Here is a 15,426-nt window from a genome sequence, read left to right as displayed (position 1 = left end):
AGCTATGGCTGATTCTTTCGTTTCTTTTTGTAGTGGGAACGACAGTTTTCTGGTTACTTAAATTATCTCCCGAAACGCTGGGAGTCACGGACGGCTCTGTACAGCAAGGATATTGGCTTTTCACCTGTGGGTTGCTGACTGGCGGTTTTGTGTTATTTATTATTCTATTTTTTATTGTCACTCGCCTGTTCGGTGAGAAAAACTATAAAGCTATTAAGGCTGCTTCAACCGGAAAAGAAGCAATGGCGCAGGCTGAAAAGAAAAAGGATAATACATACTGGAATGAGTATTTATCTCTCAGAACATCCCTCCGCCGTAGATATACCTTCTTCTGGCACCATAAAATCCGTCTCTTGCTAATCGTTGGTGATGAAGCCGCGATTGAGCGACTGGTTCCAGGCCTGCAACAGCAGCAGTGGCTTGAAGGTAACCGCACCGTGCTGATTTACGGCGGCAGCCTGACATCGGAGCCTGACCGCGAAAAATACGCCGCACTGCGCAAGCTTCGACGCGGACGCCCGCTGGACGGGATTATCCGTGTACTGCCGCAGTCGCTTAAGCTGACCCCGCAAATCAGCGACAACGATTTACGCGGGCTGGAAAAAATCAGCGAACTGCTCCGTTATTCCGCCCCGGTCTGGCTGTGGCAGCTGTGCGACAGCAACTGGTCGCAGGATACGCGTCCTGAGCAGGCGGTAGGCGCAAGCTTCCCGCTGCGTGCCAAAGCTGACGATATTACCCGTCAGCTTGAGCGGATGCTGCCTGCATTGCGAACGCAGGGTGTGAGTCAGGTCACTGAGAACAACCACCACGACTTCCTGCTGCGCCTGGGCCAGCATCTCCGGGACGGCGGTATCGTCCGCTGGACTCAGCAACTGGTGCCATGGCTCTATGTTTCTCAGCAGCGCGTTCCGCTGCGGGGGCTGATGTTCAGCCTGCCGGAGAATCAACCTGCCGGTACGTCAGCGGGCACCGCCGACGCTGAACAGTATATCCCGGAATCACAGCGCCATGCCCTGACCCTGCCGGCAACCTGGCAGGGTATCGTTGACGACTGCACCCGCGTGCGTGGCCGCCGTGTCGGTATGGCGTGGGAGCAGACGCTTGCCTGGACGCTGATGGCCATTATCGGTCTCTGGGGGGCGGGAACGCTGCTGTCGTTCGCGGTTAACCGGTCACAGATAGTCTCTGTTGCGCAGCAGGCGCATGCCCTGGTGGAGCACCCTTCCGTATCGGATTACCAGCTGACGGCCCTGCATACCCTGCGCAATGATGCCGGCCGCCTGCAGCACCGTATCCAGGACGGCGCGCCCTGGTATCAGCGCTTCGGCCTCGACCATAATCAGCAACTGCTTGATGCGATGCTGCCCTGGTACGGCGTGGCAAACAACCGCCTGATACGCGACCCGGCAAATGAGGCGCTTAAGCAGAAGCTCAGCGCGCTGGCAAATTCTGCCCCCAACAGTGACCAACGGACACGACTGGCGAAACCGGGCTATGACCAGCTGAAAACCTGGCTGATGATGACTCGTCCGGATAAAGCCGACGGCGCATTCTACGCGCAGACCATGAAAACCGTGCAGCCGACGCGAATGGGTATCTCAGCAGGCCTGTGGCAAAGCCTGTCACCGGATTTGTGGGCTTTCTATATATCCGAACTGCCAGCGCAGCCACAGTGGAAAATCACGCCGGATGCGCAGCTGGTCAGCCAGGGCCGCCAGGTGCTGCTGCAGCAGATAGGACGGCGCAACGCGGAAAGCACGCTGTACGAGAACATGCTCAAATCCGTGCGCCGTAACTTTGCCGATGTGTCTCTGGAGGACATGACCGGCGGTACCGATGCCCGTCGCCTGTTTACCACCGATGAGGTGGTACCGGGAATGTTCACCCGTCAGGCCTGGGAGGGGGGGATTCAGCAGGCTATCGAAAAGGCCGCAAATTCCCGCCGCGATGAAATCGACTGGGTGCTGAGCGACAGCCGAAAAGCCGTCTCCTCAGACCTGTCGCCGGAAGCACTGAAAGCGCGTCTGACACAACGCTACTTCACTGACTTTGCTGGCAGCTGGCTGAGCTTCCTCAACAGCCTGCAACTTAATCCGGCGAACAACATAGCGGATGTCACCGACCAGCTGACGCTGATGAGTGATGTCCGCCAGTCACCGCTGATCGCCTTGATGAATACCCTCGCCTGGCAGGGACAGACCGGACAGCAGCGCGAAGCTCTTTCGGACTCCATCATCAAATCGGCTAAAGATCTCGTAGGTGGAAAAGATAAGCCTGCGATTGATCAGTCTGCGTCAGGACCGCAGGGGCCGCTGGATGACACCTTTGGACCGTTGCTTCAGCTTCTGGGTAAAAACAAGGGCAGCAACGTCATGTCGGCTGATAACTCCCTGAGCCTGCAGACGTACCTGACCCGTATCACCCGCGTGCGTCTGCGCCTGCAACAGGTGGCTAGCGCCTCTGACCCGCAGGCGATGATGCAGACCCTGGCGCAGACCGTATTCCAGGGCAAAAGCGTGGACCTGACCGACACCCAGCAATACGGCAGTCTCATTTCTGCAAGTCTTGGCGAAGAGTGGAGTGGTTTTGGCAGCACGATGTTTGTGCAGCCTCTGACCCAGGCATGGGAAACCGTGCTTCAGCCGTCGGCAGCGAGCCTCAATGACAAGTGGAGTCGCTCTGTAGTGGCGAACTGGCACACCGCATTTGACGGACGTTTCCCGTTTGCCGCGAGTAAAAGTGATGCCTCCCTGCCGATGCTGGCTGAATTTGTGCGTAAGGACAGCGGACGTATTGAACGCTTCCTGACGACAAAGCTCGGTGGTGTTCTGCACAAGGAGGGCAGCCAGTGGGTGCCGGATAAGGTCAACAGCCAGGGGCTGAGTTTTAACCCGGCCTTCCTGCGGGCGATTAATCAGTTGAGTCAGTTGTCGGACATTTTGTTTACCGACGGCAGCCAGGGTATCAGCTTCGAACTGCAGGCGCGTCCGGTACCGCAGGTGGTGGAGACGCAACTGACTGTTGATGGACAAAAGCTGCACTACTTCAACCAGATGACTGACTGGCAGTCCTTCCGCTGGCCGGGAGACACGTACAAGCCGGGAACCATGCTGACCTGGACCACGATCAACGCCGGTGCGCGTCTGTTCGGGGATTACAGCGGGACCTGGGGCTTTATTCGCTGGCTGGACCAGGGCAAGTGTGCGCAGCTTGATCGCAGTCAGTGGATGATGAGTTTCACCGCGCCGGATGGCCGTACCCTGCAGTGGGTGCTGCGTTCACAGTTGGGCAGCGGGCCGCTGGCGTTACTGGCACTGCGCGGCTTTACGCTGCCGGATCAGATATTTAGTGTCGACAGCGCGGCCACGGCGCAGGCGCTGATGGACAGTACGGAAAGCAGTGATATGGACGGAACGGAATAATGGATATTTTGCAGAATCTGGTGGCCGCCTGTCAGGCGGATGAAACCCTGTTGCGACAGCAGGCGCAGACTCGTACGGAACGCTGGCAGCGCTGGCTTGCTCCGGTCAGCGTGACCTGTCCGGCGGGAGAAGACCCGGGATATGACGATGATTTCCAGCGCATTCGCGAGGAGGTCAATAAGCTTTCCGGCATCGATACCGGGCTGATTTGCACGCTTGCCGAAAAACTGATGACCACCACGGCAAAAGATATCCGGGTTGCGACTTATTACTGCTGGGCGCGCCTGCACCAGGATGGCGAAGCCGGCTTCGCCGAAGGACTTGAACTGGTGGCGGGATTATTGCAGCGCTACGGCATCCAGCTTCACCCCCGGCGGGACCGCAGCCGCAAGGCCGCGCTGGAATGGCTCGGCAGTACCCGTGTACTGGACAGTTTGTCACTGTACCCGGAGGTCGTACGCGAGGATGCACAGCGTACCGCCGGGGCGCTACTGCTCATTGCTGACAGCCTGGAGACAGAGTCTGAAGCATCACGGGCGGAGCTGAATGCCCTGTACAGCGCTCTTGAGTCCCGTCTGATGAAAGGCGGGGGCGTGGATGCCGTGGTACCGCAGAACGCAAGCAATCAGACACGTAGTCAGCAGCCATCTCACACGACAGAACAGGACGCGCCAATGCTGAGCCGCATCACCTCGGGTCAGGACTTACTGGCTCAGGCTCGCACCCTGACGGGGTACCTGCGTGAGCAACCCGGTGGCTGGCTTGCGGCGCACCGGCTGATGAAAAGCCTGCGTCATGACACGCTGAGCGCTATTCCGGCACCGGATGCTGAAGGGAAAACGCGCATCGAGCCGCCGCGAGCTGACCAGCGGGCGATGCTCAAGCGACTCTATCTGCAACAGAGCTGGCTGGAAATACTGGAGCAGGCGGACAATACCTTCTCGCGCGGTGCCAATCACCTCTGGCTGGATTTGCAGTGGTATACCCATCAGGCCCTGATGAAGTTGGGGCAGGATGTGCTGGCCGACATCATCACAGCCGACCTGAAAGGGCTGCTGCGCCGTCTTACCGGGCTTGAAACCCTGGCCTTTAACGACGGGACACCGTTCGCCGATGAGGTCACGCTGAACTGGATAAACCAGAGCGTGCTGGACGATATGTCCGGCTGGCGGGATGAACCTGTCAGCGCTATCAGTACGGGTGATAACGATATTCTGGCGCTTGAACCTGAAGCACTGGAGAAAGCAGACAGCGAAGGACTAGATGCCACACTCCACTGGCTGCAGACGCGCCCGGGCACCGACACCACAAAAGACAGATGGTTGCTGCGTCTGCTGATGGCTCGTGTGGCAGAGCAGAAAGGTAAAAATGAACTGGCCCTGCATTTACTGGGTGAGCTCGACAATGCCGCACAGTCCATCACCCTCGCACAGTGGACGCCGACGTTGTTGTTTGAAGTGAAATCGCGCCGCTTCCGACTGCTGCGCATAAAAGCCACACGCAGTGAAGCCGATAAGTCACGGCTTCAGCCGGAGATGGACCAGCTTCTGGCCGGTCTGATTGCACTTGACCCGGCAGGAAGTGCGGTGCTCTGTGGGTAACAACACCTGCATACCTTTAAAACACACATATTCAGGTTTTTATGGACGATTTAACCCTGCGTTATTACGACGCCGAAATGCGCTATCTGCTGGAAGCGGGCGAAGAATTTGCCCGTGCTCACCCTGAACAGGCAGCGATGCTCAATCTTGATAAAGCGGGCGCGCGCGACCCGTACGTGGAACGTCTGTTTGAAGGCTTTGCCTTCCTCATGGGGCGTCTTCGCGAGAAGCTTGATGACGATCTGCCTGAACTGACCGAAGGGCTAGTCAGCCTGCTGTGGCCGCATTACCTGCGCACCATTCCCTCGATGTCGGTGGTGGAGTTCACCCCCGACTGGCGTGAGATGAAAGAACCGATGCGTATTGACAAAGGCTTCGAAGTAAACTCGCGACCGATCGGTGAAAAAGGCACACGTTGTCGCTACACCACAACTCAAGAGATAACCCTACAGCCACTTGCACTGGAGCATGCCCGCCTGTCGACTGATCCGGACGGGCGTTCGGTCATCAGCCTGCGCTTCAGCTGCAGCCATCTGGCTGACTGGAGTTGTGTCGATCTCAGCCAGATCCCGTTCTATTTCAAAGCTGACGCACCACTGGCTTGCGCCATGCATGAAGCCTTTACCATGAACACTGCGCGCCTCTGGCTGCGGATGCCGGGTGACACGGACAGAAGACCGCTGGACGGGTATTTCACCGCACTGGGGTTTGGTGAAGATGACAGACTGTGGCCGAAAGGGGACAGCAGTTTCAGCGGTTACCAGTTGCTGCTGGAGTATTTCACCTTTCGCGAGAAATTCATGTTCACGGGGCTGCGCGGACTGGAGAGCGTGGCCTTTCCGGCTGAACTCCCCTGGTTTGAAATCGATGTGGTGCTGGCAGAACGCTGGGAGCACGATTTCAGCTTTACCGAAAAGCATCTGCGCCTGAACTGCGTGCCGGTGATTAACCTGTTTCCGCTGGAATCTGACCCACTGACGCTTAACTCCTTACAAATCGAATACATGCTGCGCCCGATGCGTGTGCAGGATGGCCATACCGAGATATACACCGTGGATTCGGTGATGTCATCGAGCCAGCATACCTACGTGCCGTTTTCGAGCTTCCGTCACAAAGGCGGAATGATGCGTCATGAAGCACCGGAATATTACTACCACACCCGCGTGCGCCGGGGGCCATCCGGGTTGCATAACACCTGGCTCATCCTCGGCGGTGAAGCGTTTGATAACCATACGGTGCCGGAAGATGAGAGCCTGTCGCTGACGCTCACCGGTACCAACGGCCAGCTGCCACGGCGTGCGCTGCAGAGCACTGTACTTGATACGGTGATGAAAACGACCTCGGCCAATATTGCCGTGCGCAACCTATGTGCGCCAACGCTGCCCTGTTATCCACCGGCGCAGGACCGTTTTCACTGGCGCGTGCTAAGTCACCTTGGCAGCGGGTTTCTGTCGATGATGGATAACGCCGATGTGCTGCGCGGGACCCTGGCGCTGTATGAATGGACCGACAGCGAGATGAACCGCCGCCGCCTGGAAGCCATCCTCGACGTGAAACACAGTGAATCCGCGCGCTTTGAGCAGGGCTATCTGGTTCGTGGCGTGCAGATTGAGGTGACGCTGGACAGCCACGGCTTTGCCGGGCGCGGCGACATCTGCCTGTTTGGCGAGATGCTGAGCCGTTTCTTCGCGCTGTATACCGACATTTATCTGTTTAACCGCCTGATTATCATTCTGCAACCGACAGGAGAGCGCCTGGAATGGGAAGAGAAGCACAATCGCCGCATTCCCGGCTGACCCCGCGGCTGGAAGCCGACCTGCACCGCATGAATTTTTATCGTTTCTGTCAGTTGCTGGAGAAACTGAATCCGGACCGGCCGCTGATGGGCTCAACCAGCCATCCTGGTGATGACCCGGTGCGCTTTGCGCCGCACCCCGGGATGGGCTTTCCGGCGAGCGAACTGAAAGCCGTTGAGTATGACGAAGAGGATGACAACACACCTCCGGTTATTCGAGCGACCTTCATGGGAATGTACGGTGTCGATTCCCCCTTGCCGACGGCGTATCTTGATGACATCACTCAGCGCCGTGAAGGACATGACGCGCTGCAGGGGTTTCTGGATATCTTCAGCCACCGCATCCTGACGCAGTTTTACCGCATCTGGCGTAAGTACTCTTACCCGGCCACCTTTGAGCCCGGCGGGACCGACAGCATTTCGCAGTCGCTGCTGGGCCTGGTGGGGCTGGGTATTCCCGGCACCGCGAACCACATTGCCACACCGGTATCCCGTTTTCTGGCTCTGCTGGGTGTACTTCAGCAACCGGGGAAAACCCAGGAGGGGATACAGGCCCTGGTGAGCCTGCTGGCACCGGATACCACCGTGACGGTCAGCCCGTACTGCCTGCGTCCGGTGGAGGTCAGTCAGCCATTAGGTTTTTACGGTGATGACGATTTTCTACTGGATGGCAACACGCCACTTGGAGATGAAGCGATGGATGCCAGCAGCCAGCTGCTGATCGCACTGTCCACCGATAACGAAGAGGAATCACAGGGATGGAAACCGGACGGTCTACTGTATCAGGACTTTCTGGTGATGCTGCGTGTCTACCTTGGCTGGCGTTTTAAGGCAAAAATCACCCTGACAACCCTGACCCGCCTGCTGGCCGTGCCACCGCTCGGTGAAGGATCTTTCTGGCTCGGCATGAATGGCGTACTGGGGGCGGAGGAGGGAGCGTTTGCAGATGATATCCCGCAAACCTTTACGACGGAACTGGGCTATTACACCGGCCTGCAACCTGCAACACCACAACAAGGAAACCGACGTGTTACGTACAAGTTTGATTAAACCCGCGTGCTGGCTGCCTGCACTGCTGGCGTTCAGCCTCACGGGCTGTGGGATTACGCAGGGTATCACTGATGGCACTAAATCGGCATTTAACGCTGTGTTTTATAAAAAAATTAAGGTACTGCATCTGGATTTCACCGCCCGTGAAGCGTTGAACACCGATTCCCGCGAAAGTAACTCGCTGTCTGAGCCGGTGGTAGTCCGCGTATATCAACTGAAAGACCGCAAGATCTTCGACAAAACGGTCTATCAGCAGCTGCTGAAGGACGGGGAGACCATTCTTAAAGCGGACCTTCTGACCAGCCGTGACGTGGTGGTGAAGCCGGGCGGAGATGTGAGCCTTGATATGCCGATGGAAGAAGAAGCGCATTTTGTCGCGGTGGTCGGGCTGTTCCGCCATCCGGATATGGTTAACAACACCTGGAAACAGGTGCTCAGACGTGAAGATCTCGATCCGGATAAACCGCGCACTCTTGAAGCCGGGAATAACCATCTGACATTACAACCGCGAAAGGATGACTGATGCCACAGGGACATAACACGCCATCGCTGTATGAACTGCTGACTGGTAATTTTTCCGGTGGTCTGAGCCTGCACCAGGTCAGTGAGCAGAACCAGGTGATTTTATCCGTACTTGATAACATGCAGCGCGTGCTCAACTGCCGCGCCGGTACGCTGGCGCACCTGCCGGACTATGGTCTGCCGGATATGACCAAAATTCTGCAGGGGATGCCGGGTACGACCCATGAACTGATGGGGATCTTATCGTCTGTATTGCTTAAGTACGAGCCCCGGCTTAAGAGAATCGATGTGGTGTTGCTTGAGCAGGCTATTCCCGGCGAACTGCGCTACGCCATCGACGCGGAGCTGAAGGGCATCGGTCTGGTCCGTTACGGTACGGAATTTATGCCGGAGGGCAGGGTGTTAATCCGCCACCTGAAACAGCAGCAGTATCTTGATACCCGTGCCGCACTCTGATTTTTATTCAGGCTTAAACCATCATGACGACACAATCCGAACGCCACCTCAAAACCGGCGGCGACCCGCGTACGCTTGCGGATTACGCCGCCCTGCGTGACGAAATGAACAAACTGACCCATCCGGCGCGACCGGACATCAACTGGCCGCAGGCGGAAAAGCTCTGTCTGTCGCTTTTTGAGCACAACGGGGTGGAACTGCAGACCGCGGCCTGGTATACGCTCGTCCGAACGCATCTGGCCGGTCTGTACGGCATGAACGAAGGACTGGCAATACTGGACGCACTCCTGTCCCGCCAGTGGGGCAATATCTGGCCGCAGCCTGTGCATGCGCGTATGGAAATTCTCAGCGCGCTCAGCAGGCGGTTACAACAGACGATGCGCACCCTCACGCTGACCTGTACCGACCTCAGTCAGTTGTACCAGACAGAAGAGCACCTGAACGCACTGGGCGACGTATTGCAGCGTCTTGAACTGAGGCATGCCAGCCAGCTCGATGCTCTGCGTACCCAGGTCCATAACGCGGCGGTACGGCTGGAAAACAGCGAGGACGGGCAGGAGGCGGGCGGTGCTGTTCTCCCGGCCAGCTTTACGACCCCGGCAGAACACGTCAGGAGGGGCTATGTTGCGCAGCCGGAGCCGCTGCCGGACAGGCAGGTGATGACCGCGCCGCCTCCGGTGAAGCCCTGGAAGCCATTTGCCGCCGGAATGGCGACCATGCTGGTGATTGCCAGCTCGGTGGCATGGGGATGGCAGACGATGCATACACCAGACCCGGCTCAAACACAGCTCGATGCCACTCTGGCGCCTTTACCTGACGAATTATCCAAAGCGCAGTTGCAGGCGCTGCGACACGCGTCACCATCACCCGTGGCAGGGCTTAGCAAGACGCAAAATCGGCTCGCACAGCTTAGGGAACTGAAACCTGACTGGGCATGGCGCTACGGCGATAGCCTGGTGCAGCAGGCGCTGATCCTTTGGCCGCAAGAGGCGAAACCGCTGGCGCAACAGTGGCAGCAGCAGGTTAACGTTGCTGCACTTCCGCAGCCATATCTGACTGGCTGGCATCAGGGAATGACCGAATTACAACAACTGGCGAACCGGCTTAACGCACTTGATGAACAGCGGGGTAAATACATGACGGTCAGCGAGCTGAAATCAGCGGTGTTTATCATGTTGCAGGCATTTAACAGTGCCGTGCCTGCAGAGGAACAACTGCGACAGCTGGCAGATCTTCCTGAAAACCAGCCGTGGCCTGCTGCGCAGCAGAGCCAAACAGAACAGCATCTGCAGCAATTGATTGCCCGTTATGCCCTGATGAAACAAAAAACGGCGGAATAGCTACAAAGGGTTCCCTCGTTTAAGAAGGCGAGGGAGCATCCGGGAAGATAAAAATGGCCGGTCAGCGCAGGGGGCGCAGATCCTGGTTTAACCGTGTGAAAATGAACAGAGGCAACAACGTGTCAGCCAGAGAACGTTTCTTTAAAAAAGTGCAACAGAGTAGCAAGAATATAACGTCAGGTAACACCTCAGTTGAGGCTGAAATCGTTGAATTCTGCGAGCGGTTAGAGGGGCTGGCGCAGCAAATCATTGAGTGGTTTGCGGGCACTAGCATTGAAGTCACGTTATCACGTCAGTATCTTCACGATCTGAGCACATTAGGTTATAGCCTGAGTAGCGGGATTTGCCGCTATGAGATAGCGACTATCCTTCTGCAGAATGGTGAGCGTAGTGTCAGTATCGTGCCAGAACAGCTCTTCCGTGCAGGAGAAACGGGTTGCGTAAGAATGCGTGTTGAAGCTCCGGGCTTTCGTGAGGTGTTTTATCTGAGTATGGCGCCGGAAGCAGGCTGGTTTATCCGGCGCGAGTTTCAGAGCATTAAAGAGCGTGCTCTTTTGACGGAAGAACGCTTTTTTGTTGCGGTCGATCGTCTGGCTTGAAGAGCGTATGTAAAGAGCAGGTTGCCTTGCAGGCCTATTCCAACAACTTCGCAAATTTCGCCAGCCACTGCGGATGCGCAGGCCAGGCCGGCGCGGTGACCAGGTTACCGTCAACGTGAGCCTGATCGATACCGATATCGGCGTACTCGCCGCCGCTGAGCCGCACTTCAGGCGCACAGGCCGGGTAGGCGCTACAGGTTCGTCCTTTTAAGATCCCGGCGGCGGCCAGCAACTGTGGGCCATGGCACACGGCCGCAATCGGTTTGTGCGCGGCATCAAATGCCTGCACCAGCTTCAGTACGTCATCATTTAACCGCAGGTATTCAGGCGCTCTGCCGCCAGGGATCAGCAGGGCGTCATAGTCCTGCTCGTTAACGGCAGAAAAATCGGCATTGAGGATAAAACGGTGACCCGGTTTTTCGCTATAGGTCTGAGCACCGTCGAAATCATGGATAGCGGTCATGACATAGTCACCCTTCGCTTTATCCGGGCAGACGGCGTCAACCTGATGGCCAATCATCTGTAAGGCCTGAAATGGGACCATGGTTTCGTAATCTTCGGCGTAATCGCCCACCAGCATCAGGATTTTCTTGCTCATCATTTTCTCACTTTTATGGATAACGACGTTTTAGATATAGCCTGTTGTAGCGCAAATGTCGGAAATAAAAAAGCCCGTCAGAGCACGGGCAAAATAAGCAACAAGTGATTTAGCAATTCGTTACCAACATAATGGAGGATAACGGCGCATATCTTACGCGCCTGTTGAGTTGGCCGATACCTGATAATTTCGGTAGGTGAAACAACGGATTAAACGTGCGTTACAGCGCGTCGAAAGTGGGGTAAATGCTGTTTTCAATATATTCCGCCACTAACCAGATCTCGCCGCTGAAGATAAACCAGAATCCGAAAATAATAAGCATTAAAATAATTATGGTGAGGATTATTTCTGTTCTTCCCATTGCAGACGATACCCACCCATAGTCTTTTTCATCAAGATGGGCATTGTAGCGGGGCTTTATCCGATACACCAGTTTCATGCCGCCAGGACTTTATTACGGCCATCATTCTTGGCGCGATAAAGCGCGTCATCTACCCGTTTAAAGAGATCGTCGATACTCTCATCCTGGTTGTGCCGCGCCACGCCAATGCTGACCGTAAATCGCGGCAGGCCGGGGATCGAGATGCGGGCAACCGCTGCCCGGATCGTTTCGGCGATTTGTAATGCAGTATCGAGAGAGGTGCGTGGCAGCAGAATGACAAACTCCTCGCCTCCCCAGCGGAACACGAAATCCTCTTTCCGGCTACAGGCCTCCAGGGTACGTGAAAGTGCGATGAGCACTTCATCCCCCTTCAGATGACCAAAAACGTCGTTGATATTCTTAAAGTGATCGGTATCCACCAGCAGTAAACTGAATTGCTGCTGTAGAGGCAGGTGCGTGAGATTCATTTGCTCAGCGATAATATAGAACTGTCGCATATAGAACTGTCGCCGGTTGAGCAGGCCCGTCATGGCATCCTGTAACGCGGCATGTTCCAGCTCAAGCTCCAGCCTTTTTTGCTCGGTGATGTCATGGATAATGCACAACATCAGTTTATCCCCGTAGATCTCAATTGGTCCGGCATAGGTCTGAACATGGCGGGTTGATCCATCGGCAAGGCGGTGCACAAAGTTGAGTGGCTTATGCCCACCCGGCAGAGCGGCGATTTCGCTCATCACTGGGATCACATCGCGCCCCAGAGTGTTGATCTCCCAGGTATGCTTGCTGCACATCTCCTCGTGCGAGTAGCCATAAAAGTTAAGCGCGGCGAGATTGGCATCAACAATTTGGCCGTCGCGAGCAGGGTCGATCAGTAACATCGGGGCGCTGTTTGTCAGAAAAAAGCGAGCATAGAATCCTTGCTTTTTTCGCTGGTAAGTAGCGGAGCGGCTCGCTTTACGCCCGGTCGGTGCCGGATGTGAAATCCCTTCAAAAACGATAATGTCGCCGTACGGCGCATGGTGGGTCAGCGAAAGACGACAGCTCAACGCGATTTCATGCCCGTCGCGCCAGACTGTCCAGATCTCGACAATCTCCTGGTCCGTTTTCAACTCAGGGATATACATCGACAGCACGTCTTGCGCATTGGCTGAGAAAGCGCCTTTTCGCAGATCATCCACCGTTTTATCCCCCATCACCTGAACCGCGGCCGTATTCGCAAAAATAATATGGCCAGAAACGGGGGAGATCAGCCACACGGGAGTTTTAATGACATTCAGCGCATCAAAATAATTTTGCGACATAAGGAATTCCTGTACATCGGCACAATATGCCTGACGATCACGACGGAATCGACTCGCGTGGACTCCTCTGAACCATACTCCAGTTAACCCTGTGTAGCATGATTTTTTTGTGAAACAAAAGCGGATTCCGAATGAATTTTACCAATTGGTATAATCTGTTTCTGTGAATTAATCTGCAGCAGTAGCCACGGGATCTGTTCGGCAGGCAAAGGTCTGGCGAACAGAAAACCCTGCAAATAATCACACCCGAGCTCTGTTAACACCGCTCGTTGCTCTTCTGTTTCGATCCCTTCGGCAACAACATACATCTCCATGGTCCGGGCAATATTAATAATGGTCTCCACCAGCTTGCGGCTTTTCTCATTTTCCAGCATTGACGTCACAAAGCTTTTGTCGATTTTGAGCTCTTTTGCCGGAAGCACGCTGAGCATAAGCAGATTAGAATAACCGGTGCCAAAATCATCAATAGAGACGGTGATCCCGGCCTGGTTGAATGCACTCAGTAATTCGATACTGCGGTCGAGATTTTTAAGGGCAGTGCTCTCCGTGACCTCAAGGATGAGCCGGGAAGGAGAAAGATTATATTTCTGCAACAGAGACGATACGGTTTGAAAGATATCCGGCTGTTCAAACTGAACAGGGGATAAGTTAAAAGACAACGTCCAGTGGGCAAAACCTTGTTCAGTCCAGAAATGCAGCTGACGGCATGCGGCCTCAATCGCCCAGTTACCCACGGGAATAATTAAACCCGTCTGTTCAAGCGAAGGTAAAAACAGATTCGGCAGCAGCACGCCTTGTTCGGGATGTCGCCAGCGAAGAAGCGCTTCAAAGCCGTGGATAGTTCTCTCTTCAGCGTGCCAGGTGGGTTGATACCACAGCTCAAACTGATCGCGCTCAAGCGCCTGCGTGAGTTCCTGCAAAAAACCGGGGTTAGCCGGGATCGCCGTCGACATCTCTGTCCGGTAGACCGCCCAGTCGTTTTGGCCTTGCTTTTTAACGTACTGCATTGCCGCATCTGCTTTTAGCTTTAACTCATGCAGCGTTTCGCCATCCTGCGGATAACGACTGACGCCTGCGCTGAGCGTTGTACACAGCGTATGCCCGCATACGGAAAGCGGGCGGCGCACATCGTCGAGTAGCGTTGAGAGGAGGGACTGGAGTTTGTCGTCATCACATTCTGGAACCAGCAGAATAAAAGCATCGCCCCCCAATCTTGCCAGGGTCATCTCACGGGTAAGCCTCGCCGTGATGCGCTGCGCAATGGTGATTAACAACTCATCCCCGACGTTATGTCCCCAGGTGTCATTAACCTGTTTAAAGTGATCAACGTCGAGGAAGATCACGGCAAATTGTTTATTGCTAAGCAACGCGCTGCGCAGGCAATCCTGCATGCGCAGGTCCATCTGGTGGCGATTAGCAAGGCCGGTAAGGGCATCAAACCGTGCCTGTAGTTCAAGCTGTCGATTGAGCGCCTGAAGGTTGTCCGTGAGCCGGTTGGTACGCCAGTGGGAATCAATGAGTGAGATAATCAACATCATGCCGAGCAGGCACAGCGTGGTGACCGACACCCCTATCGATAATCCCAGTTCGCTGATACCGCCGGGTAGGGTATGAGCCATATCACTGAACTGAGCGGCCCGCATGCCAGTGTAGTGCATGGCACAGATGGCAGCGCCCAGAACTAAAGCGGCGAGAATGCGATTGATAAAGATCCCTTTTCGCTGATGCCGCAGGTGAAAGGCCAACCAGAGCGCGGCACCGGAGGCCATTACGGCAATCAATACGGATAAACCGATGATGGGGTGATCCCAGATGATGGGGCTGTCCAGCATCAGTGCGGCCATACCGATATAGTGCATTGACACCACGCCTGCGCTCAGAATTAAGGTAGAGAGAAGCAGTCTGAAGGGCGAAAGGCGAGCGCCCGTCACGGCAATATTCATTGCCAGCATAGACGCCACCACCGCGACGCCCATTGAGGCGAGGGTTAACCAGAGGTTGTAGCTCATGATCATGGGCATTTTCATCGCTAACATACCAATGAAATGCATCGACCAGATCCCGACGCCCAGCGTAAGCCCTCCGGCAAAACGCCAGAACAGAGCGGCCTTTCCGCTGGAAAGCGGGATTTTCCCGGCATTCTCCAGGGACACAAACGAGGCGATAAAGGCCACAAGATAAGAGATGGCTATTAACACTGGGTCCCACGATACATTGAGCATTATGCAATCCCACGCCAAAGGGGTTACTGATTTCGCCAACCGGGACAGATCTTTATCTGGTGCGTGCAGGCGAGTTCAAACAATATTAGTTATAGGGTACGTAAAACGGCCCGCACTATTAAAACGCAAAACTGT

Annotated in this window: 12 protein-coding genes; 8 read left to right on the top strand and 4 right to left on the bottom strand. The window is 55.5% G+C overall.

Going from position 1 to position 15,426, the window contains the following annotated elements; genetic code table 11:
* Positions 1-242: 242 nt before the first annotated feature.
* The 8 genes from M8370_RS13160 to M8370_RS13125 all read left to right on the top strand — a co-directional run bounded on the left by M8370_RS13160 (position 243) and on the right by M8370_RS13125 (position 10,788).
* Positions 243-3,425 carry an ImcF-related family protein gene (locus tag M8370_RS13160; RefSeq protein WP_250021161.1) on the top strand — a complete coding sequence of 1,061 codons (3,183 nt, stop codon included), beginning with the start codon at positions 243-245 and terminating at the stop codon, positions 3,423-3,425.
* Positions 3,425-5,026 (top strand): type VI secretion system protein TssA, encoded by a 1,602-nt coding sequence (gene tssA / locus M8370_RS13155; protein WP_250021160.1) that lies wholly within the window; start codon positions 3,425-3,427, stop codon positions 5,024-5,026. Before M8370_RS13160 ends, tssA begins: the two co-directional genes overlap by 1 nt.
* A 41-nt stretch (positions 5,027-5,067) precedes the next feature.
* Entirely contained in the window at positions 5,068-6,822 is a 1,755-nt protein-coding gene (gene tssF / locus M8370_RS13150) for a type VI secretion system baseplate subunit TssF (RefSeq protein ID WP_250021159.1), read from the top strand.
* Positions 6,786-7,871 (top strand): type VI secretion system baseplate subunit TssG, encoded by a 1,086-nt coding sequence (tssG, locus tag M8370_RS13145; RefSeq protein ID WP_250021158.1) that lies wholly within the window; start codon positions 6,786-6,788, stop codon positions 7,869-7,871. The genes tssF and tssG overlap by 37 nt, the downstream gene beginning before the upstream one ends.
* Positions 7,849-8,394 carry a type VI secretion system lipoprotein TssJ gene (gene tssJ / locus M8370_RS13140; RefSeq protein WP_250021157.1) on the top strand — a complete coding sequence of 182 codons (546 nt, stop codon included), beginning with the start codon at positions 7,849-7,851 and terminating at the stop codon, positions 8,392-8,394. The genes tssG and tssJ overlap by 23 nt, the downstream gene beginning before the upstream one ends.
* Positions 8,394-8,849, top strand: coding sequence for a type VI secretion system baseplate subunit TssE (tssE, locus tag M8370_RS13135; protein WP_250021156.1), 456 nt, complete (start codon positions 8,394-8,396; stop codon positions 8,847-8,849). The genes tssJ and tssE overlap by 1 nt, the downstream gene beginning before the upstream one ends.
* Positions 8,850-8,872: 23 nt before the next feature.
* A complete protein-coding gene (locus tag M8370_RS13130) occupies positions 8,873-10,189 on the top strand; it encodes a VasL domain-containing protein (RefSeq protein WP_250021155.1) in 1,317 nt (438 codons plus the stop codon).
* Between the two features lie 119 nt (positions 10,190-10,308).
* The gene (locus M8370_RS13125) at positions 10,309-10,788 is read left to right on the top strand and encodes a hypothetical protein (RefSeq protein WP_013096446.1); all 480 of its coding nucleotides are present in this window, start codon (positions 10,309-10,311) and stop codon (positions 10,786-10,788) included.
* A gap of 34 nt (positions 10,789-10,822) precedes the next feature.
* Here the strand turns inward: M8370_RS13125 and M8370_RS13120 are convergent, their stop codons facing one another.
* The 4 genes from M8370_RS13120 to M8370_RS13105 all read right to left on the bottom strand — a co-directional run bounded on the left by M8370_RS13120 (position 10,823) and on the right by M8370_RS13105 (position 15,291).
* A complete protein-coding gene (locus M8370_RS13120; protein WP_023621314.1) occupies positions 10,823-11,386 on the bottom strand; it encodes a DJ-1/PfpI family protein in 564 nt (187 codons plus the stop codon).
* A gap of 220 nt (positions 11,387-11,606) precedes the next feature.
* On the bottom strand, positions 11,607-11,825 hold the full coding sequence (locus M8370_RS23635; protein WP_020689199.1) for an Ecr family regulatory small membrane protein: 219 nt from the start codon (positions 11,823-11,825) through the stop codon (positions 11,607-11,609).
* Positions 11,822-13,069 (bottom strand): sensor domain-containing diguanylate cyclase, encoded by a 1,248-nt coding sequence (locus tag M8370_RS13110; protein WP_250021154.1) that lies wholly within the window; start codon positions 13,067-13,069, stop codon positions 11,822-11,824. The genes M8370_RS23635 and M8370_RS13110 overlap by 4 nt, the downstream gene beginning before the upstream one ends.
* A gap of 83 nt (positions 13,070-13,152) precedes the next feature.
* Entirely contained in the window at positions 13,153-15,291 is a 2,139-nt protein-coding gene (locus M8370_RS13105; RefSeq protein ID WP_250021153.1) for a putative bifunctional diguanylate cyclase/phosphodiesterase, read from the bottom strand.
* Positions 15,292-15,426 lie beyond the last annotated feature (135 nt).

This window comes from Enterobacter cloacae complex sp. OE43NF (genome assembly GCF_023544405.1).
Lineage (GTDB): Bacteria > Pseudomonadota > Gammaproteobacteria > Enterobacterales > Enterobacteriaceae > Enterobacter > Enterobacter cloacae.
The sequence above is the reverse complement of the archived record's forward strand: the minus strand, read 5'-3'. Positions and strand labels throughout refer to the sequence as shown.

Bases quoted from the DNA above. Each gene is read 5' to 3' on its own strand.
- M8370_RS13160 (WP_250021161.1), top strand. From the start codon at position 243: ATGGCGCAGGCTGAAAAGAAAAAGGATAATACATACTGGAATGAGTAT.
- tssA (WP_250021160.1), top strand. From the start codon at position 3,425: ATGGATATTTTGCAGAATCTGGTGGCCGCCTGTCAGGCGGATGAAACC.
- tssF (WP_250021159.1), top strand. From the start codon at position 5,068: ATGGACGATTTAACCCTGCGTTATTACGACGCCGAAATGCGCTATCTG.
- tssG (WP_250021158.1), top strand. From the start codon at position 6,786: ATGGGAAGAGAAGCACAATCGCCGCATTCCCGGCTGACCCCGCGGCTG.
- tssE (WP_250021156.1), top strand. From the start codon at position 8,394: ATGCCACAGGGACATAACACGCCATCGCTGTATGAACTGCTGACTGGT.
- M8370_RS13130 (WP_250021155.1), top strand. From the start codon at position 8,873: ATGACGACACAATCCGAACGCCACCTCAAAACCGGCGGCGACCCGCGT.
- M8370_RS13120 (WP_023621314.1), bottom strand. From the start codon at position 11,386: ATGAGCAAGAAAATCCTGATGCTGGTGGGCGATTACGCCGAAGATTAC.
- M8370_RS23635 (WP_020689199.1), bottom strand. From the start codon at position 11,825: ATGAAACTGGTGTATCGGATAAAGCCCCGCTACAATGCCCATCTTGAT.
- M8370_RS13110 (WP_250021154.1), bottom strand. From the start codon at position 13,069: ATGTCGCAAAATTATTTTGATGCGCTGAATGTCATTAAAACTCCCGTG.
- M8370_RS13105 (WP_250021153.1), bottom strand. From the start codon at position 15,291: ATGCTCAATGTATCGTGGGACCCAGTGTTAATAGCCATCTCTTATCTT.